Annotated in this window: 17 protein-coding genes; 9 read left to right on the top strand and 8 right to left on the bottom strand. The window is 73.0% G+C overall.

Annotated features, from left to right (window positions below; all coding sequences use genetic code 11):
* Nucleotides 1-9 precede the first annotated feature (9 nt).
* Nucleotides 10-1,401 carry a cobyrinate a,c-diamide synthase gene (locus IH45_RS0121860; protein ID WP_030670848.1) on the top strand — a complete coding sequence of 464 codons (1,392 nt, stop codon included), beginning with the start codon at nt 10-12 and terminating at the stop codon, nt 1,399-1,401.
* On the top strand, nt 1,394-2,035 hold the full coding sequence (locus IH45_RS0121855) for a VOC family protein (protein ID WP_030670845.1): 642 nt from the start codon (nt 1,394-1,396) through the stop codon (nt 2,033-2,035). Before IH45_RS0121860 ends, IH45_RS0121855 begins: the two co-directional genes overlap by 8 nt.
* Before the next feature lie 43 nt (nt 2,036-2,078).
* On the opposite strand, the gene IH45_RS0121850 is transcribed toward IH45_RS0121855, so the two are convergent.
* A complete protein-coding gene (locus tag IH45_RS0121850) occupies nt 2,079-2,804 on the bottom strand; it encodes a ZIP family metal transporter (protein WP_030670842.1) in 726 nt (241 codons plus the stop codon).
* Nucleotides 2,805-2,905: 101 nt separating this feature from the next.
* Between IH45_RS0121850 and cobC the strand changes: the two genes are divergently transcribed.
* Entirely contained in the window at nt 2,906-4,486 is a 1,581-nt protein-coding gene (cobC, locus tag IH45_RS0121845; protein WP_078897704.1) for an Rv2231c family pyridoxal phosphate-dependent protein CobC, read from the top strand.
* An 88-nt stretch (nt 4,487-4,574) separates the two neighbouring features.
* On the top strand, nt 4,575-5,561 hold the full coding sequence (locus IH45_RS0121840; protein ID WP_030670837.1) for a bile acid:sodium symporter family protein: 987 nt from the start codon (nt 4,575-4,577) through the stop codon (nt 5,559-5,561).
* Nucleotides 5,562-5,983: 422 nt separating this feature from the next.
* Here IH45_RS0121840 and IH45_RS0121835 read toward each other — a convergent pair whose 3' ends face one another.
* Nucleotides 5,984-7,075, bottom strand: a complete 1,092-nt coding sequence (locus tag IH45_RS0121835) for an amidohydrolase family protein (RefSeq protein ID WP_030670834.1) — start codon at nt 7,073-7,075, stop codon at nt 5,984-5,986.
* Between the two features lie 560 nt (nt 7,076-7,635).
* Between IH45_RS0121835 and ectA the strand changes: the two genes are divergently transcribed.
* From ectA to thpD, 4 genes are all read left to right on the top strand, one after another.
* Nucleotides 7,636-8,175, top strand: coding sequence for a diaminobutyrate acetyltransferase (gene ectA / locus IH45_RS0121830; RefSeq protein WP_030670832.1), 540 nt, complete (start codon nt 7,636-7,638; stop codon nt 8,173-8,175).
* Nucleotides 8,176-8,235: 60 nt separating this feature from the next.
* Nucleotides 8,236-9,504, top strand: a complete 1,269-nt coding sequence (gene ectB, locus IH45_RS0121825; RefSeq protein ID WP_003986838.1) for a diaminobutyrate--2-oxoglutarate transaminase — start codon at nt 8,236-8,238, stop codon at nt 9,502-9,504.
* A 56-nt stretch (nt 9,505-9,560) separates the two neighbouring features.
* Nucleotides 9,561-9,983, top strand: a complete 423-nt coding sequence (locus IH45_RS0121820; RefSeq protein WP_030670829.1) for an ectoine synthase — start codon at nt 9,561-9,563, stop codon at nt 9,981-9,983.
* Between the two features lie 88 nt (nt 9,984-10,071).
* Nucleotides 10,072-10,971, top strand: coding sequence for an ectoine hydroxylase (gene thpD / locus IH45_RS0121815; protein ID WP_030670825.1), 900 nt, complete (start codon nt 10,072-10,074; stop codon nt 10,969-10,971).
* Nucleotides 10,972-11,001: 30 nt separating this feature from the next.
* On the opposite strand, the gene IH45_RS0121810 is transcribed toward thpD, so the two are convergent.
* Both IH45_RS0121810 and IH45_RS0121805 read right to left on the bottom strand, forming a co-directional pair.
* Entirely contained in the window at nt 11,002-12,081 is a 1,080-nt protein-coding gene (locus tag IH45_RS0121810; RefSeq protein ID WP_050515050.1) for a maleylpyruvate isomerase family mycothiol-dependent enzyme, read from the bottom strand.
* 491 nt (nt 12,082-12,572) lie between these two features.
* Nucleotides 12,573-13,181 (bottom strand): RNA polymerase sigma factor, encoded by a 609-nt coding sequence (locus tag IH45_RS0121805; protein WP_050515049.1) that lies wholly within the window; start codon nt 13,179-13,181, stop codon nt 12,573-12,575.
* Between the two features lie 137 nt (nt 13,182-13,318).
* Here IH45_RS0121805 and IH45_RS0121800 point away from each other — a divergent pair, with 137 nt between their 5' ends.
* Nucleotides 13,319-14,629 (top strand): alpha/beta fold hydrolase, encoded by a 1,311-nt coding sequence (locus IH45_RS0121800; RefSeq protein WP_030670816.1) that lies wholly within the window; start codon nt 13,319-13,321, stop codon nt 14,627-14,629.
* Nucleotides 14,630-14,722: 93 nt separating this feature from the next.
* Here IH45_RS0121800 and IH45_RS0121795 read toward each other — a convergent pair whose 3' ends face one another.
* The 4 genes from IH45_RS0121795 to IH45_RS0121780 form a co-directional block, all read right to left on the bottom strand.
* Nucleotides 14,723-15,784 (bottom strand): aminotransferase class V-fold PLP-dependent enzyme, encoded by a 1,062-nt coding sequence (locus IH45_RS0121795; protein WP_032918032.1) that lies wholly within the window; start codon nt 15,782-15,784, stop codon nt 14,723-14,725.
* A gap of 116 nt (nt 15,785-15,900) precedes the next feature.
* Nucleotides 15,901-16,653 (bottom strand): DsbA family oxidoreductase, encoded by a 753-nt coding sequence (locus tag IH45_RS0121790; RefSeq protein ID WP_030670811.1) that lies wholly within the window; start codon nt 16,651-16,653, stop codon nt 15,901-15,903.
* Between the two features lie 168 nt (nt 16,654-16,821).
* Nucleotides 16,822-17,040, bottom strand: a complete 219-nt coding sequence (locus IH45_RS0121785; protein ID WP_030670808.1) for a DUF397 domain-containing protein — start codon at nt 17,038-17,040, stop codon at nt 16,822-16,824.
* Entirely contained in the window at nt 17,037-17,864 is an 828-nt protein-coding gene (locus tag IH45_RS0121780) for a helix-turn-helix domain-containing protein (protein ID WP_030670805.1), read from the bottom strand. The genes IH45_RS0121785 and IH45_RS0121780 overlap by 4 nt, the downstream gene beginning before the upstream one ends.
* Nucleotides 17,865-18,118 lie beyond the last annotated feature (254 nt).

Genomic DNA, 18,118 nt, shown 5'->3' with positions numbered 1-18,118 from the left:
AACCGGACCGTGAGCACCATCCCCCGGCTCGTCATCGCCGCGCCCGCCTCGGGCACCGGCAAGACGACCGTCGCCACCGGCCTGATGGCGGCCTTCACCGAGGCCGGGCTCACGGTCTCCGCGCACAAGGTCGGGCCGGACTACATCGACCCGGGCTACCACGCCCTGGCGACCGGCCGCCCCGGCCGCAACCTGGACGCGTACCTGTGCGGCCCCGACCAGGTCGAGCCGCTGTTCCTGCATGGCGCGGCCGACGCCGACCTCGCCATCGTCGAGGGCGTGATGGGCCTGTACGACGGCGCCTCCGGGCTCGGCGAACTGGCCTCCACCGCGCAGGTCGCCAAGCTGCTGCGGGCACCGGTGGTGCTGGTCGTGGACGCCTCGGCGCAGTCCCGGTCGGTGGCGGCGCTGGTGCACGGCTTCGCGTCCTGGGACCCGGGGGTGCGGCTGGCCGGGGTGATCCTGAACAAGGTCGGCTCCGACCGGCACGAGGAACTGCTGCGCGCCGCGCTGGACGAGGCGGGCGTGCCGGTGCTGGGCGCGCTGCGCCGGGCGCCGCAGGTACAGACGCCGTCGCGGCACCTGGGCCTGATCCCGGTCGCCGAACGGCAGGCCGCGGCGGTCGATTCCGTACGGGCGCAGGCCGCGCAGGTACGGGAGGGCTGCGACCTCAAGGCACTGCTGGCACTGGCGCACAGCGCGCCCGAACTGCCCGGCACGGCCTGGGACCCGCGGCAGGCCGTGGCCCAGGGCGGAGCGGAAAGCGTGACCGGCAAGCCGGTGGTGGCCGTCGCGGGCGGCGCCGCGTTCACGTTCGCCTACGCCGAGCACGCCGAGCTGCTGACGGCGGCCGGGGCGGAGGTGGCCGTGTTCGACCCGCTGCGCGACGAGCGGCTGCCCGCCGGGACGCAGGCGCTGGTGATCGGCGGCGGCTTCCCCGAGATGTACGCGGCCGAGCTGTCGGCGAACGAGCCGCTGCGCCGCGCCGTGGTCGGCCTGGCGGCCTCCGGCGCACCGGTCGTCGCCGAGTGCGCGGGACTCCTCTACCTGTCGCGGACCCTCGACGGGGCCCCGATGTGCGGGGTGCTGCCCGCCGACGCGCGGATGTCGGAGCGGCTCACTCTCGGCTACCGGGAGGCGGTGGCGCTGGAGGACAACGCCCTTGCCCTGGCGGGTACGCGGGTGCGCGGCCACGAATTCCACCGTACGGTGCTGGAACCGGGCGCGGGTACGTCCCCCGCCTGGGGCATGACCCATCCCGCACGCCGGGTGGAGGGCCACGTCCAGAACGGGGTGCACGCCTCGTACCTGCACGTCCACTGGGCGGCCGAGCCGTCGCTGGCCCGCCGCCTGGCCGCGAACGCCGCTGCCCGCCCGCCGCTGGAGGCCCCCTGTGGCTGACGCCGTACTGGACCACCTGGTCCTCGCCACCCCCGACCTGGAGAACACCGCCGCCGAGGTCGCCGCGCTGACCGGCGTCCGGCCGGTGCCGGGCGGCGGGCACCCCGGCCGGGGCACCCGCAACGCCCTGCTGGGTCTGGGCGACGGCGCCTACCTGGAGATCATCGGGCCGGACCCCGCGCAGCCGGCCCCCGAGGCGCCGCGCTGGTTCGGCATCGACTCCCTGGCCGGGCCCCGGCTGGCCCACTGGGCGGTCCGGGTACGCGGCATAGCGGGACACGTCGCGCGGGCGCGCGCGCTCGGCTACGACCCGGGCGAGCCGGTGGCGATGTGCCGCCGGACCCCGGACGGCGGCACCCTCTCGTGGACACTGACGCCGCCGCGCCCCGGCGGACTGGTGCCGTTCCTGCTGGACTGGGGCGACGCCCCGCACCCGGCCGCCGGGCAGGCGCTGCCGGTCGTACCGCTGCGCGCGTTCTCCGGTACGCACCCGGACCCGGCGACGATCCGCGCCGAGCTGGCCGCACTGGGGGCCGCGCTCACCGTCGAGGCGAGCGACGAGCCCGGACTGACGGCCGTACTGGAAGGGCGCAACGGCCCGGTCTCCATAGGCGCGGGAGCCGGTACGCCATGACCACCCTGCCCGGTGCCGCTCCGGCCCGGCACCCCCTCCCGTGTCACCCCGCGATCCCGACCACCAGCCAGATGAACCCCACGCCCGCCACGGTGCACAGCAGCGTGGACAGTGCGGGATGGTCGTGATGCGCCTCCGGGAGGATGTCGGAGGTCGCCAGGTAGAGCAGGACACCGCCGAAGAAGCCCAGGTAAACGCCGAGCCATTGCTCCGGAAGAGTGAACGCCAGGGTGGCGGCGGCACCGGCCAGCGGGGCGAGCGCGTCCGCGCCGAGCATGAGCAGCGCCCGCTTGCGGGCGTTCCCGTACAGGCTGGTGATCGTGTACGTGTTGAAGCCGTCCGCGAAGTCGTGGGCGATGACGGCGAGCGCCACCGCCACCGCCATCTCGCGGCCCACCTGGTACGCCGCCCCTATGGCAAAGCCGTCCATGAAGCTGTGCACCACCATGGCGCTGGCGGCCGTCAGGCCGACCTGCGGCACCCGCTCCTCCGGGTCCATGCCGTGGGCGGCCTTGCGGACCGCCAGCAGCCGTTCGACCGCGTGCGTGGCGAGAAACCCCAGCACGAAGCACAGCAGCGCGGCCGGCACCCCGTACACCTCGCCGCCCGCCGCCTCCAGCGCCTCGGGCAGCAGGTCGAGCCCGACCACGCCCAGCATCAGGCCGCCGGCCAGTCCCAGGACCAGATGCCGGCGGTCGGTGACCCGATGGGCGACCCAGCCGCCGACCAGAGTCATCAGGAACGCGCCCAGCGCGATGGCCACCGGCACGGTCTCACCCCTTCCCCGGGGTTCCGGCACCCCTCACTCCTGCTTACCGACCGGCCGCGCGTCCCGCATGTCCGGCGCCCGGCACGGCCGCGGTGAACACCGTGAGCACAGCACCGGTCGTCGTCGGCGTCGGCGCCCGCCGGGGCCTCCCGGCCGCCGAGCTACTGGCTCTGATCGCCGACAGCCTCGCCCTGGCGGGCCTGACACCGGACGCGGTCACCGCGCTCGCGACCGTCGACACCAAGGCGGCGGAGCCGGGAGTGGCCGAAGCGGCGCGGCGGCTCGGCGTGCCGCTGCTGGCGTACCCGGCCGCGGTCCTGGCCGCCGTATCCGTACCACATCCGTCCCAGGCGCCGCTGGCCGCCGTCGGCACGCCGAGCGTTGCGGAGGCCGCCGCGCTGACCGCGGCGGGCGGCGGGCCCGGTACGGACGGCGGGCCCGGTACGGACGGCGGCCCCGGCCCGGCCGCGGCCGAACTCGTCGTCGGCAAGCGCAAGTCGCTGCCCGGGGCCCGGGCCACCTGCGCCGTGGCCAGGGCCCGCACCACACCCCCACCGCACCGAGGAGAGACCGTGCCCACCCCGCCGTCCACCGCCCCCGCCGGCATACCCGGTTCCGGTTGCCGCCCGTACGAGCCGGACCTGCGCCACCACGGTGACGCAGAGGTACGGGGCGCGGACGCCGCGCTGACCGACCTCGCGGTCAATGTGCGCGCCGGTACGCCGCCGGCCTGGCTCAAGGCGCGGATCGCCGCCTCGCTGGACGGGCTGGCCGCGTACCCGGACGGCGGCCCGGCGCGCGCGGCGGTGGCGGCGCGGCACGGGCTCCCTCCGGAGCGGGTGCTGCTGACGGCGGGTGCGGCGGAGGCGTTCGTCCTGATCGCCCGCGCGGTGCGGGCCCGGCGCCCGGTCGTCGTCCACCCCCAGTTCACCGAGCCCGAGGCGGCGCTGCGCGACGCGGGCCACCAGGTGGAACGGGTGGTGCTCACCGAGCAGAACGGCTTCCGCCTGACCGCCTCCGAGGTCCCCGAGGCCGCCGACCTCGTCGTCATCGGCAACCCGACCAACCCCACCTCCGTCCTCCACCCCGCCGCGGAGATCGCGCGGCTGGCGCGTCCCGGCCGCACCCTGGTCGTGGACGAGGCGTTCATGGACGCGGTCCCCGGCGAACACGAGTCGCTGGCGCCGCGGACGGACATACCGGGACTCGTCGTGCTCCGCAGCCTGACCAAGACCTGGGGCCTGGCGGGCCTGCGGATCGGCTACGTCCTGGCCGCCCCGGAAACCATCGCGGACCTGGAGCGCGCGCAGCCGCTGTGGCCGGTGTCGGCGCCGGCGCTCGCCGCGGCCGAGGCGTGCTGTGAGCCCGCGGCGCTGGCCGAGGCGGAGGAAGCGGCCCGGAAGATCGCAGCCGACCGCGATCACCTGCTGGCCCGCCTGGCGGAGGTAGGCGCCCCCGACGGCCGGCGGGCCCATGTGACGACCCCGCCCGAAGGCCCCTTCGTCCTGATCCGGCTGCCGGACGCCGCGACCGTCCGCACCCGGCTGCGCACGCTCGGCTTTGCGGTACGGCGCGGCGACACGTTTCCGGGGCTGGGCCCGGAGTGGCTACGGCTGGCCGTACGCGACCGGGCGACCACCGACCGCTTCACCGAAGCCCTGGCGAAGGCCCTGACGGGCTGACCCGCGCCCGTCCCCTCCACGCCCTCGCCCCTGTCCACCATCCGAAACCCACTGCCCCATACACGCACCCCGGCGTTAGGGTTCCGCCGTGCCGACCGAACAGCTCAGCCAGCGCCCCGCCCCCACCGGTGACCTGCCCGCCTCCGACCGGGCGGCGCGGCGGGCCGTCACGGTCTTCCCGCTGCTGGTGCTCCTGGCCGGGGCGGTCGGCCTGCTGTGGCCCGCGCCGTTCACGGGCTGGGCACCCGCCGTCCCGTGGCTGCTCGGCGTCGTGATGTTCTCGATGGGCCTGACCCTGACGCCACCGGACTTCATGGCGGTCGCCAAACGCCCCTGGGCGGTGGGCCTGGGCCTGGTTGCCCACTACGTGATCATGCCCGGCCTGGGCTGGCTGATCGCCACGGTCCTCCACCTGCCCCCACAGCTCGCGGCCGGTGTCATCCTCGTCGGCTGCGCCCCCAGCGGCACCGCCTCCAACGTCGTGACCTACCTGGCCCGCGGCGATGTGGCGCTCTCCGTCTCGGTCGCAACGGTCTCCACGGTCCTCGCCCCCCTGATCACCCCGCCCCTGACCCTTCTCCTCGCCGGCCAGTTCCTGGACGTGGACGCCGGGGTCATGATGAGCGACATCCTCAAGACGGTGCTGCTCCCGGTGATCGGCGGACTCCTGGTCCGGCTCGCACTGGGCCGCTGGGTCGACCGGGCACTGCGCGCACTCCCATGGCTGTCCGCGCTGACGATCGCGGCCATCGTCCTGATCGTGGTGTCCGGCAGCGCCGCGCGCATCAAGGACGCGGCCGCCCTGGTGATCCTCGCGGTGGTGCTGCACAACGGCCTCGGCCTGGCACTCGGTTACGCGGCCGGCCGCCTGGCCCGCCTGGGCGAACCGGCCGGCCGCGCCCTGGCCTTCGAGGTCGGCATGCAGAACTCCGGCCTCGCGGCCTCCCTGGCCACCGCCCACTTCAGCCCGGCAGCAGCACTCCCGGCAGCGGTCTTCTCCGTATGGCACAACATCTCGGGCGCAGCGGTAGCCGCATGGATGCGCATGCGCTCGGGCGCGCGCCAGGACCGATAACCCCCGCCTGCCCGCAGCCGGGTACGGGCCCGGCCCTCCGGACTCCGTCCTACGGCCCGCCCCCTCCCGCCGGCACCGCGACGAACAACCGGTGGGGGGCAGGCGTCCCCCCACCCACGCCGCCGCAGACTGACACGTACAGGAGGGGCCGGGACCGGAGGACGAAGTCTGGAGGGCCCGGCACCGTACCCCTACCGGTAGCCGCCCGCCCGCAGCCGGGTACGGAGCCGGTCCTCCAGACTTCGTCCTACGGCCCAGCCCCACCCGCCGGTATGGCGACCATCGGCCGGTGGGGGCAGGCGTCCCCCCACCCACGCCGCGACAGCCGAATACGTACGGGAGGGCCCGGCCCCGCAGGACGAAGTCCGGAGGGGCCGGGCCCGCGCCGAAGACATCGACGCGCCGCCACGGGCGGAAAACGGTCAGCCGACGACCCGCCCCCGCAGCACCACCCGCCGCGGAGCGGCAAGCACCCGTACGTCCGCGCGCGGATCCCCGTCGTACACGACCAGGTCCGCCGGGGCGCCTTCCTCCAGCCCCGGCCGTCCCAGCCAACGCCGCGCCCCCCACGTCGTGGCGGCGAGCGCGTCCACCGCGGGGATGCCCGCCTTGGTCAGTTCGGCGACCTCCTGCGCGATCAGGCCGTGCGCGAGCGAGCCGCCGGCGTCGGTGCCGGCGAAGATGGGCACCCCGGCGTCGTATGCGGCGCGCACCGTGTCGTAGCGGCGCTCGTGCAGGCTCCTCATGTGGCTCGCCCAGGCGGGGAACTTCTTCTCACCCCCGGCCGCCAGGGTGGGGAAGGTGGCGATGTTCACCAGCGTCGGGACGATCGCCACGCCCCGCTCGGCGAAGAGCGGAATCGTCTCCTCCGTGAGGCCGGTGGCGTGTTCGATGCAGTCGATGCCCGCCTCGACCAGCGGGGCGAGGGTCTCCTCGGCGAAGCAGTGCGCGGTCACCCGCGCCCCGAGCCGGTGCGCCTCCGCGATGGCCGCCTCGACGGCGCCGCGCGGCCAGCAGGCGCCCAGGTCACCGGTCTCGCGGTCGATCCAGTCGCCGACCAGCTTGACCCAGCCGTCGCCGCGCCGCGCCTCCCGCGCGACGTACGCGACCAGGTCCTCCGGCTCGATCTCGTGGGCGTAGTTGCGGATGTAGCGGCGCGTACGGGCGATGTGCCGGCCGGCGCGGATGATCCGCGGCAGGTCCTCGCGGTCGTCGATCCAGCGCGTGTCGGACGGCGAGCCGGCGTCCCTGAGCAGCAGTGTGCCCGCCTCGCGCTCGGTCAGCGCCTGTTTCTCGCTGGTCGCCTCGTCCACCGGCCCGTGCGCGTCGAGCCCCACGTGGCAGTGGGCGTCGACCAGGCCCGGCAGCGCCCAGCCCCGTACGGTCGTCACCTCCCGCCCGCCCGCGGGCCGCTCGTACGTCACCCGGCCGTCGACGACCCAGAGTTCGTCGCGCACGTCGTCCGGCCCGGCCAGGACCCTCCCCTTGATGTGCAGCACCACGCTCTCACTCATGGCCGCACTGTATGACGCGCCCTACGCCGGACGGCACCGGGACCTCGGGCCGGCCGGCGCGCGCGGGCCGTCTTTCGGCCCACGCCTGCGTCGGGCGTTGTCCGCAGGGCCGCGCACGGTGGCCGCCGATTCACTCGGGACTCATCCGCCCCTCTCCGTCACGTAAACACCGTGGACGCTCCGGCTTTTCTTGCGGTACACCTTTTACCGGCGAATTCTCAATTCATAAGTGCGCAGCTTCCCGTATTCTTCTGCCCGCTTTTTCGCAGCTCAAACGCCAAGATTTCGCTAGCGCCGGAGCACATAATTCCAACCGGTCAGCAGGACGTTACGGAGCTGTGACCGACCCCACAACCCGTCCGCTTCACCCCATATTTTCCGGGCAAACCAGGACATCGTGTGGGCGTTTCGCGCGCTCGTGCGCTCCCGCGCGATAACACAGGAGCCCCGTCCCACGTAACCCCTCCCCCCGATGCATTTTCTTTTTTCCCTAGGTAAATTGAATTCGCATGACCGCCGCGCAAGCAGACCATGCAGGTGCCCGAAGCGATATCAGAGAAATGCCGGAGGGCTTCAAGCTCGACACCCCACGCGTGGAGGACGGAGCCGCGATCTGGCGCATCGCCCGCGACTCCAAGGCACTGGACCTGAACTCCTCCTACAGCTACCTGCTGTGGTGCCGGGACTTCGCCGCCACCTCCGCCGTCGCCCGCGACGGCGCGGGCGAGCCGGCCGCCTTCATCACCGGCTACCTCCGTCCCGAGTCCCCGCAGACGCTGTTCGTCTGGCAGGTCGCCGTCGACGCGGCACACCGCGGCCGCGGACTGGCCGCCGCCCTCCTGGACGGCCTGGTCGCCCGTACCGCGGAGGAACGGGACGTGTGCCGCCTGGAGACCACGATCACCGCGGACAACGCGGCCTCCAACCGGCTGTTCGCCTCCTTCGCCGAGCGCCACGGCGCGCCCCTGACACGCGAGGTCCTCCTCGACGCCGGGCTCTTCCCCGAGCAGGGGCACGACGCCGAGGTGCTGCACCGCATCGGCCCGTTCGGTCCGCCCGCCGGGCTCCGGCCCGGTACCCCCACCGGGCTCCGGCCCTGACGGCACCGACAGCCCCCTGACTTCTCCCCGCTCACGCCACTCATCTCCCAGGAGCATGCTGTGACCATCACCCAGCCCGACCTGAGCGTCTTCGAGACCCTGGAGTCGGAGGTGCGCAGCTACTGCCGCGGCTGGCCCACCGTCTTCGACCGCGCGCAGGGCAGCCACATGTACGACGAGGACGGCCACACCTACCTCGACTTCTTCGCCGGCGCCGGGTCACTGAACTACGGGCACAACAATCCCGTCCTCAAACGCGCCCTGCTCGACTACATCGAGCGCGACGGCGTCACCCACGGCCTGGACATGTCCACCACGGCCAAGCGCGCCTTCCTGGAGACCTTCCAGAACACCATCCTGCGGCCGCGCGACCTGCCGTACAAGGTCATGTTCCCCGGCCCGACGGGCGCCAACGCCGTGGAGGCCGCGCTCAAGCTGGCCCGCAAGGTCAAGGGCCGCGAGTCGATCGTGTCCTTCACCAACGCCTTCCACGGCATGTCGCTGGGCGCTCTGGCGGTCACCGGCAACGCCTTCAAGCGCGCTGGTGCCGGCATCCCGCTCGTGCACGGCACCCCGATGCCGTTCGACAACTACCTCGACGGCACCTACCCGGACTTCCTCTGGTTCGAGCGGCTGCTGGAGGACAGCGGCTCCGGCCTGAACACCCCGGCCGCCGTGATCGTCGAGACGGTCCAGGGCGAGGGCGGCATCAACGTCGCCCGCGCCGAGTGGCTGCGCGCGCTGGCCGACCTGTGCAAGCGCCGCGACATGCTGCTGATCGTCGACGACATCCAGATGGGCTGCGGCCGCACCGGCGCGTTCTTCTCCTTCGAGGAGGCGGGCATCGTGCCGGACATCGTGACCGTCTCGAAGTCCATCAGCGGCTACGGGCTGCCGCTCGCGCTCACCCTGTTCAAGCCGGAGCTGGACGTCTGGGAGCCGGGCGAGCACAACGGCACCTTCCGCGGCAACAACCCGGCCTTCGTCACCGCCGCCGCGGCCCTGGACACGTACTGGGCCGACGGCCAGATGGAGAAGCAGACGCTGGCCCGCGGCGAGATCATCGAGTCGCATCTGCGCGCCATCGTCGAGGAGCACCCGGACGCCATCGCCGAGTACCGCGGCCGCGGCATGGTCTGGGGCCTGGAGTGCTCCGACAAGCCGCTCGCCAACAAGATCGCCAAGCGCGCCTTCGAGCTGGGTCTGCTCATCGAGACCTCCGGCCCGGAGAGTGAGGTCGTCAAGCTGCTGCCGGCGCTGACGACCACCCCCGAGGAGCTGGACGAGGGGCTTCGCATCCTCGCCCGCGCGGTCCGCGACTGCGCCTGAGCGCACCGCAGAGCCGCACACTCCTGGTCCGCACCACAGAAAGGTACGAGAACACCGTGATCGTCCGATCCTTCAAGGACATCGAAGGCACCGACCGCCACGTCAAGGCCAAGTCGGGCACCTGGGAGAGCAAGCGCATCATCCTCGCCAAGGAGCGCGTCGGCTTCTCGCTGCACGAGACCACGCTGTACGCGGGCACCGAGACGTCGATGTGGTACGCCAACCACGTCGAGGCCGTGCTGTGCGTCGAGGGCGAGGCCGAGCTCACCAACGACGAGACCGGTGAGAAGCACACCATCGTCCCGGGCACGATGTACCTGCTCGACGGGCACGAGAAGCACACCATGCGCATCAAGAAGGACTTCCGCTGCGTGTGCGTGTTCAACCCGCCGGTGACCGGTCGTGAGGACCACGATGAGAACGGCGTGTACCCGCTGCTCACCGAGCCCGAGCCGGAGCCGGCCGCCCAGACCGGCTGACGCGCGCGGCGCGAACCCCTGCCCCGTTCCGGCAGTTGAGGAAGGCGCGAGAAGAAAGCACCGTACGAGAGGAGAGGAAGGCAACACCATGACCACCGCACCCGAGCGCACCGCCGACCTGTACCCGACCCGGGGGGCCACCGAGGTCGTCACCCCGCGACAGGACCCGGTGGTGTGGTCGCAGCCCGGCGCGGCGGGACCCTTCCAGCCGGCCGAGCTGAGCGACTTCGAACGCGACGGTTTCTTCGCCATCGGGGAACTGCTGACGGCGGAAGAGGTCGCGGTGTACCGCGCCGAACTGGACCGGCTGGTCAACGACCCGGCGATGCGGGCGGACGACCGCTCCATCGTCGAGCCGCGGTCCCAGGAGATCCGGTCCGTCTTCGAGGTGCACAAGATCAGCGAGCTGTTCGCCAAGCTGGTCGCCGACCCGCGCGTGGTGGGACGCGCCCGTCAGATCCTCGGCTCGGACGTCTATGTCCACCAGTCCCGGATCAACGTCAAGCCGGGCTTCGGGGCCTCCGGGTTCTACTGGCACTCGGACTTCGAGACCTGGCACGCCGAGGACGGCCTGCCGAACATGCGGACCGTGTCGGTCTCGATCGCGCTGACCGAGAATTACGACACCAACGGCGGCCTGATGATCATGCCGGGTTCGCACCGGCACTTCCTCGGGTGCGCCGGTGAGACGCCGCGCGACAACTACAAGAAGTCGCTGCAGATGCAGGACGCGGGCACGCCCTCGGACGAGGCGCTGACCAAGATGGCCGACGCGCACGGCATCAAGCTGTTCACCGGCAAGGCCGGTTCGGCCACCTGGTTCGACTGCAACTGCATGCACGGGTCGGGTGACAACATCACGCCGTACCCGCGCAGCAACGTCTTCATCGTGTTCAACAGCGTGGAGAACACCGCGGTGGAGCCCTTCGCGGCGCCCGTCCGGCGCCCGGACTACATCGGCGCGCGTGACTTCACCCCCGTGAAGTAACCCGCACGCCGCGCGGCACCGCGCGGAGCGCTACAGCCAGGCCAGCGACGTGGCCGTCTCCAGCAGCCGCTGGGCGGCGGCCGCGTCGCCTGCCTGGCCCCGCGCGATCTCGTCGGGGTCCTGCCGCCCACCGAGGAGCAGCAGGAAGTCGGTGGCCTCCAGGACCAGTTCGGCGGCGATCGGCTCGGCGTCCGAGCCGAGCACCCAGTCGCCGCCGGCCTCGCCCTCCACCGACAGCAGCACAGGCCGCGCGTCCGGACCCAGCGCCAGGTCCAGGATGCGCACCGCCAGCCCCAGGAACCTTTGCAGGTGCACCGGTGGCGGCGGCGGTACGGTCCGGCCCAGCGCCCGGCCGATGTCCCGGGTGTGCACCCAGGTCTCGAACGCCCGGATCACGTAGTGGTCGGCGATCGGCAGCCGCAGGCCCATCAGGGTCGTGGCCATCGCGGCCAGCTGCCCGTCGCCCGCCTCCGGCAGCGCGAGCAGCCCGTGCGCCTGAGTACGCCACGCCTCCCGGGTCTCGGCGGGCGGCCGGGTGTGCTCGTAGGCCACCACCTCGTGCGTACGGGCCGTCCAGCGCAGCTCCCAGGGGGCGCCCGCGCCGGCCGTCGGCCCCGCCGTACAGGCCCGCCCGCCCGGTCCCGTACCAACGTCCCCGAAGTCCCCTTCCGGTCCCGCCCCCGGCACCGGCCCCAGACCCGTGCCCGCTTCCGTCACGGGCGCCAGCCCCAGCCGTTCGGCCAGCACTTCGTCCGCCGCGACCAGGTGCGCCACGGTGCCCTGTACGTCCCAGTCGTGTACGACGGGCGTCCCCCAGCGGGCCGGTTCCCGGTCCAGCTCCCGCAGCAGCGCGTCCAGGCAGGCCACCGCTCCGGCGTACGGCTCGGCGTGCGGGGCCGGCGCGCCCTGGCCGGGCCGCGCGGCGCGGGCCGCGGCCATCAGCCGGCCGCGCGCCATCCCCGCGTTCGCCTTGCGCCCGGCGCCGCGGCCCGTCCCGCCGGGAGCCGGCTCGTCCAGCAGCCGTACGGTCTCCCGCAGCCGCTGCGCCTCGGCCGCGCAGGGCGCGCAGTCGTGCAGATGGCCGCGTACGCGTGCATCGTCGCCGGGCATGCCGGAGCCGAGCGCCCACGCGGCGAGCAGCGCGCCGGCCTCTTCGTGCAGGGCGCCGGCCTCTTCGTGCAGGGCGCCCGGAGCGTCGGTCCCACCGGGCCCGTCCGGGCGTCCGGGGCTTTCCGGATTCCCTGAAGCCTGCGGGGCCCCTGCCTCGTCCGGGGTCCTTGCCCCGCCCGGGTTCCCTGCCCCCTCCCGATTCCCTGCGCCCTCCCGACTCTCTGCCCCCTCCGGTTTCCCGGACCCCTCCGGCCCTTCGGTGCCACCCGCACCACCACCCGTGCCACCCACACCGCCCGGATCTTCCGTACCGCCGGAGCCCCCTGCACCACCCGAACCTCCCGTACCTCCGGTACTTCCCGCACCACCCCGGCCGTTCCTGCCTCCCGCAGCCATCGCACGCCCCTTTCACGTCATCCCGGGTCTGCCCCACCCGGCCGGCCCGCGCGGGCCGTGTGCTTCCCTTGCTGCCCCGGGCCGCCGCCCGGCATTCAGCACTCGTCCCGCGCCTCGTCCGCCGGACTCCCCGGAGCGGCCGGCGGACCGGTGAGCCGGCCGGACAGAGCGCTCAGGGCCGAGCGCAGCCGGGCGGTTGCCGCCGTCTCCGCGATGCCCAGCTCGACCGCGACCTGCCGGTACGTCCGCCCGGCGAAGCACGCCAGATGCAGGGCTTCCCGCTCGGGCAGGGGCAGTTCGGCCAGGGCGGCGTGCAGTGCCGTCCGCGCTTCCTCGGCAGGCTCCGGCGCCGGCTCCCGCGCCGTCCCGCACGCCGCGCGCTCCGCACGCGCCTCCCGCAGCCGGGCCACCGCGCCCTGGTGGCCGCGGATGCTCAGCCAGGCGCGCAGCGAGCCGTGGCCGGGCGCGAAGGCGAAGGGACGGGTCCACAGTTCGATGAAGACGCGGTGCGTCACCTCGTCGGCGGCCGCCGCGCTGCCGCTCACCCGCCGGGCCACCGCGCGCACCAGCGCGCCGTAGGCGTCGTACGCCTCGCCCAGCGCGGTCTCGTCCCCGTACACCAGCCGCCGGTGCAACTCCTGGTCGCGCGGCGGGTACCTGGTTGTCCCGTCCACCGGCACCACCTCGTGAGTGTGTGGTGCCATTCCTAGCTCCACGACCGGCTTCGCGGTAGCCGTCCGTCCGGCCGAATTGCGTACCGCCCGGCGGTGCCGCACGATCCGGAGGGCGCCCGAGGGGCGCGCGGGTTCGAAGAGAACTTCGAGAAGAACGAGGAGCGCAGATGAGCGTCGACCGGCTGCCCGGTGTCGTGCTGAGCGACCACTTCCTGGACGTCCCCCTGGACCACGCCGTCCCGGACGGCGAGCGGCTGACGGTGTACGGGCGCGAGGCCGTCGCCGCCGGGCGGGAGCACGAGGAACTGCCCTGGCTGGTCTTCCTCCAGGGCGGCCCGGGCGGCGCCTCGCCGCGCCCGCTGGGCCGGGACTCCTGGCTGGTACGCGCCCTGGACCACTACCGGGTACTGCTGCTCGACCAGCGCGGCACCGGCCGTTCCACCCCGGCCAACCGGCAGTCCCTCGCGCTGCGCGGCGGCCCGCGCGAACAGGCCGCTTACCTGGCGCGTTTCCGCGCGGACGCGATCGTGCGGGACGCCGAGCTGTTCCGCCGCGAGCTGCTCGGGCCGGGCGGCCGGTGGAGCGTCCTGGGACAGAGCTTCGGCGGCTTCTGCACCGCCACCTACCTCTCGTACGCGCCCGAGGGCCTGCGCGAGGCCATGATCACGGGCGGCCTGCCGGGGCTGGAAGCGAGCGGGGACGACGTGTACCGGGCCGCCTATCCGAGAGTGGCGCGCAAGAACACCGCGCACTACGAGCGCTATCCGCAGGACGTCGAACGCGTCCGACGCATCGCCACGCACCTGCGCGAGCACACCGTCCGGCTGCCCGGCGGCGGGCGGCTGACGGCGGAGGCGTTCCAGGCGCTGGGCATCCTGCTGGGCACCGGCACCGGCTCGTACGTCCTGCACTACCTGATCGAGGGCGCGTGGGTGACCGGTCCCGCGGGCCCCGAACTGGCCGACGCCTTCCTCCAGGCCGTCGAGGGCCACCTCTCGTACACCGCCGCGCCGCTGTACGCCGTGCTGCACGAATCGATCTACGCGCAGCGGTCGGTGGACCCGAAGGGCACCGGGTGGGCGGCCGAGCGCGTCCGCGCGGAGTTCCCGGCGTTCGAGGTGGACGCGGCGCTGGAGGGCGACCGGCCGGTGCTGTTCACGGGCGAGATGATCTACCCGTGGATGTTCGACACCGACCCGTCGCTGCGCCCGCTGAAGGACGCGGCGCAGGAGCTGGCCGAGCGCACCGACTGGCCCGATCTGTACGACACCGGCCGGCTGGCGGCCAACGAGGTACCGGTGGCCGCCGCCGTCTACGCCGACGACATGTACGTCGACGCGGGCCACTCCCTGGAGACCGCGCGGCGCATCCGCGGGCTGCGGCCCTGGGTGACCAACGAGTGGGAGCACGACGGGCTGCGGGTCAGCTCCGGCGCCGTACTGGACCGGCTGGTGCGCATGGTGCGCGGAGAGGTCTGAGGGCCCGGGAGCCGGCCTGAGCGGTCGGGGGAAGGCGGGCCGCCCCCTCCCCCTTTCCCCCTCGCCCCTCCGTCCCTCCCCCTCCCTGTCCCCTCAGCCCAACAGCTCCAGCAGCCGATCCACGTCGTCCGACGAGTTGTACAGATGGAAGGCGGCGCGCAGATGCCCCGCCCGTATGGCGACCCGTACGCCCGCCGCCGCCAGCCGCTCCGCCGCGTCCTCCAGCCCCGGTACGGACACGATCGCCGAGCCGGGCGCGGGCACCGGGGTGTGGCCGCGCTCGACGAGGCCCGCGCGGTAGCGGTCGGCCAGTGCGGTGTCGTGCGCATACACGGTTTCGACGCCCAGCTCGTTCAGCAGGCCGAGGGAGTGCTCGGCGCCGATGTACGAGTAGTGGGCGTGCGGCTCGTCGTAGCGGCGGGCGCCGGAGGCGAACCGCTGGATGGGACCGTAGTTGGCCTCCATCGGGTCCGCGCCGGTCACCCACCCGGCGTGCAGCGCTGTGAGCCCGTCCTCCTCCGGCCCGCCGGTCCCGCACACCAGGAACGAGGCGCCGCGCGGGCAGAGCAGCCACTTGAACGCGCCGCACACCAGGTAGTCGAAGTCCCCGGCCCGCAGCGGCAGCCAGCCCGCGGCCTGGGTGGCGTCCACGAGGGTGCGCGCGCCGTGGGCCCGGGCGGCGGCCCGAATGGCGTCCGCGTCGGCGATCCGGCCGTCCCTCGCCTGGACGGCGGCGAAGGCGACGAGCGCCGTGCCCGGCCGGACGGCGTCGGCCAGCTCCGCCAGCGGCGCGGTGCGCAGCTTGAGCCCGGAGCGGGCCGCGAACGGGTTGACCAGCGAGCTGAACTCGCCCTCCGGCACCAGTACTTCGGCCCCCTCCGGGAGCGACCCGGCGATCAGCGCGACATGCACCGCCACCGCCCCGCCGATCGCGACGCGCTCCGGCGATACGTGCATCAGCCGGGCGAAGGCGGCCCGGGAGGCCTCCGCCGGGCCGAAGTAGTCCAGGCCCATGGTCCCGTAGGAGCCGGACTCCTCGACGGCCGCGCGCAGGGCGGCGGCCGAGCGGGCGGGGAGCAGTCCGCTGGAGGCGGTGTTCAGGTACGTCGTCAGGGGCGCGAACTGGTCCCCCGCGAGTGGCTCGATGTACGGCATGCCCCCACTGTGGCCGCCCGGCCGTCCGCCGTCCATGGCGAATATCTTTGGAGCAGCGGCAAGCGCTCCTTATCTCCGCAGGTCAGCGGCGTGCCCCTGCACCGACGTGGCCGAAATCAGCTCCCGGCACCGGCACCGGGCATGCAGACCCCGTCACCGCACCCCTCCCCGACCTCATCCTTGCCCGCATCCCTCTCGCCCGCATCCCTGTCCGCCACCGGAGCCTGGGCGGCGGCCCGCTCCTCCCGCGCCTGCTCCAGCGCCTGCCGGAACACCTCGGCGGGCTGCCCGCCGGAGATCCCGTACCGCCGGTCGATGACGAAGAACGGCACGCCCCGGGCGCCCAGTTCCGACGCCTCCCGCTCATCGGCCCGCACCGCCTCGGCGTACGCGTCCCCGTCCGCCAGCACCCGGCGCACCCCGTCGGCGTCCAGCCCCGCTTCCACCGCGACCGCGGTCAGCACGTCCGCGTCCCCCAGCGGCCGGGCTTCGGCGAAGTTGGCCCGGTACAGCGCGCCGAGCAGGGCGTCCTGCACGCCACGCGCCTTGGCCAGGTGCAGCAGCCGGTGCAGATCAAAGGTGTTCCCGTGAATCCGGTCGGACCGGTACCCCAGCCCCTCCCCCGCCGCCGCCTCGGCCACCCGGGACTCCATCGCCTCGGCCTGCTCCCGCGACACCCCGTACTTGCTCGCAAGCATCTCCAGCACCGGCACGTCCCCGGCCGCCGGCGCCTGCGGATCGAGCTCGAAGGACCGGTGCACCACCTCCACCTCGTCCCGGTGGGCGAACGCGGCCAGCCCCTTCTCGAAGCGGGCCTTTCCGATGTAGCACCAGGGACAGGCGATATCGGCCCAGATCTCGACGCGCATGGCAGGTGTTTCCTCAAGGTGGGGTCGTGCGAAAGGGGACAGTCCCGGACAACCGCGCGCGGCCGGTGGCTATTCCCGGGGTGGTGGGGCGTGGGCCACGTAGGGCGTGGAGAAGCCCCGTCGCCCCCGTTACGGAGACGGCGGGGCCTGTGGGCCGGTCGGCCAGGATCAGACGGCAGCCTGCCGAGCGAACTGAATCAACCCGGCGAAGGCCTCACCGGTAAGCGTCAGGTGGGGGGCATTCGGGATCTTGCTGTCCCGGATGAAGAACTCACCGGTGGCCACCGCGTGCTCCGGCGCCCACTCGACGCACTGGCCACCCTCGCCGCCGCTGTAACTGCTCTTGACCCACTGCGTCGCGCGTACGGGGCCTGAGATGTTGCTCATCTGGTGTATTCCTCCGCAAGGCTCCGGAAGAGAGTCACGGATTCGTCAGGTGCCGACGCGGCAGCGCGAAGGCGTTCGTACGCTGCCCGTGCGCTGTCTACCGCTGCCACCGAATCGGATACGTGCCCCTGCTCCCTGGTTTCCGAGTACAGGACGGTTGCCCCCTCGTCTGGCGTAAGCAGCGTAAAGGACGAGGAGGACGCGGGGGAGCCCGCCTTGAAGCGCAGGACCTGCAACGTGATGTGCGGGCTTGATGCGGCTTCCGCAAGGTGGTGCATTTGCGCCGCCATGACAGTGCGGTCCCCGACGACTGTACGGAGTGCCGCCTCATGCATGATCACCCACAGCAGCGGTGGCGACTCGCGTTCCATCACGTCGCGACGGCGCAGGCGCGCGTCCACGAGCGTCCTGATCTGTTCGTCGGTGGAACGCGGGTGAACGGCCCGGAACGTGCCCTCGGCGTACTCGGGGGTCTGCAATATGCCCATGAGCAACGAGGTGCAGAAGTCTTCGACCTGCACCGCTCCCGCTTCGAGGTCGAGGTACGGCGCGAACCAGTCAGGTACACCACGCTTGCTGAGCGTGGCCCGAAGGCGGGCGTAGACGCCCGGCGTACCTGCTACGCGATCCATGGCGTCGGCGAAAGAAGCCGAAGCCAGTACGGCCCCGCTCTCGACCTTGCTCACTTGAGCCTGCTTGTAATGCAGTTGGTCGGCGAATCTCCCTTGCGAGAGCCCAAGTGCTTCCCGAAGGGCTTTGACCTCGTCCCCGAAGTACTTAGCGGCATTGGAGGGCCGATCCCCCCGCTTCGCCGACTCGCTCATGCGTTCAACTCCCCCGATATTCCAGCCCTGTTGGAATGGCTTCGAGAGTGTTGATCCTACGCCCGTAGCGGCAGTCTGTAAGCACAGAGTCACGCACCGGATGGAGGGCTCCGCACCACATGTCGAACGGTCAGCCGAAATGTGCCCCCGAGCCACGAGAGCCGTTCAACGCGGCCGGCACCACCCACCCGTACCGACCACCGACGCACTTCAGGAACGGTGACCGCAAATGACCAGCCCCGGCCGGGACCATC

The sequence above is a fragment of the Streptomyces rimosus subsp. rimosus genome, from assembly GCF_000720725.1.
GTDB classification, from domain to species: Bacteria; Actinomycetota; Actinomycetes; order Streptomycetales; family Streptomycetaceae; genus Streptomyces; species Streptomyces rimosus_A.
Note: the sequence above shows the minus strand (reverse complement) of the source record. Positions and strands in the feature narration are given on the sequence as shown.

What these genes read in the sequence shown, in the direction of transcription:
- IH45_RS0121835 (WP_030670834.1), bottom strand. Translation starts at nt 7,075, where the DNA reads ATGAGTGAGAGCGTGGTGCTGCACATCAAGGGGAGGGTCCTGGCCGGG.
- ectA (WP_030670832.1), top strand. Translation starts at nt 7,636, where the DNA reads ATGCCGGAGGGCTTCAAGCTCGACACCCCACGCGTGGAGGACGGAGCC.
- thpD (WP_030670825.1), top strand. Translation starts at nt 10,072, where the DNA reads ATGACCACCGCACCCGAGCGCACCGCCGACCTGTACCCGACCCGGGGG.
- IH45_RS0121810 (WP_050515050.1), bottom strand. Translation starts at nt 12,081, where the DNA reads ATGCCCGGCGACGATGCACGCGTACGCGGCCATCTGCACGACTGCGCG.
- IH45_RS0121805 (WP_050515049.1), bottom strand. Translation starts at nt 13,181, where the DNA reads ATGGCACCACACACTCACGAGGTGGTGCCGGTGGACGGGACAACCAGG.
- IH45_RS0121800 (WP_030670816.1), top strand. Translation starts at nt 13,319, where the DNA reads ATGAGCGTCGACCGGCTGCCCGGTGTCGTGCTGAGCGACCACTTCCTG.
- IH45_RS0121795 (WP_032918032.1), bottom strand. Translation starts at nt 15,784, where the DNA reads ATGCCGTACATCGAGCCACTCGCGGGGGACCAGTTCGCGCCCCTGACG.
- IH45_RS0121790 (WP_030670811.1), bottom strand. Translation starts at nt 16,653, where the DNA reads ATGCGCGTCGAGATCTGGGCCGATATCGCCTGTCCCTGGTGCTACATC.
- IH45_RS0121785 (WP_030670808.1), bottom strand. Translation starts at nt 17,040, where the DNA reads ATGAGCAACATCTCAGGCCCCGTACGCGCGACGCAGTGGGTCAAGAGC.
- IH45_RS0121780 (WP_030670805.1), bottom strand. Translation starts at nt 17,864, where the DNA reads ATGAGCGAGTCGGCGAAGCGGGGGGATCGGCCCTCCAATGCCGCTAAG.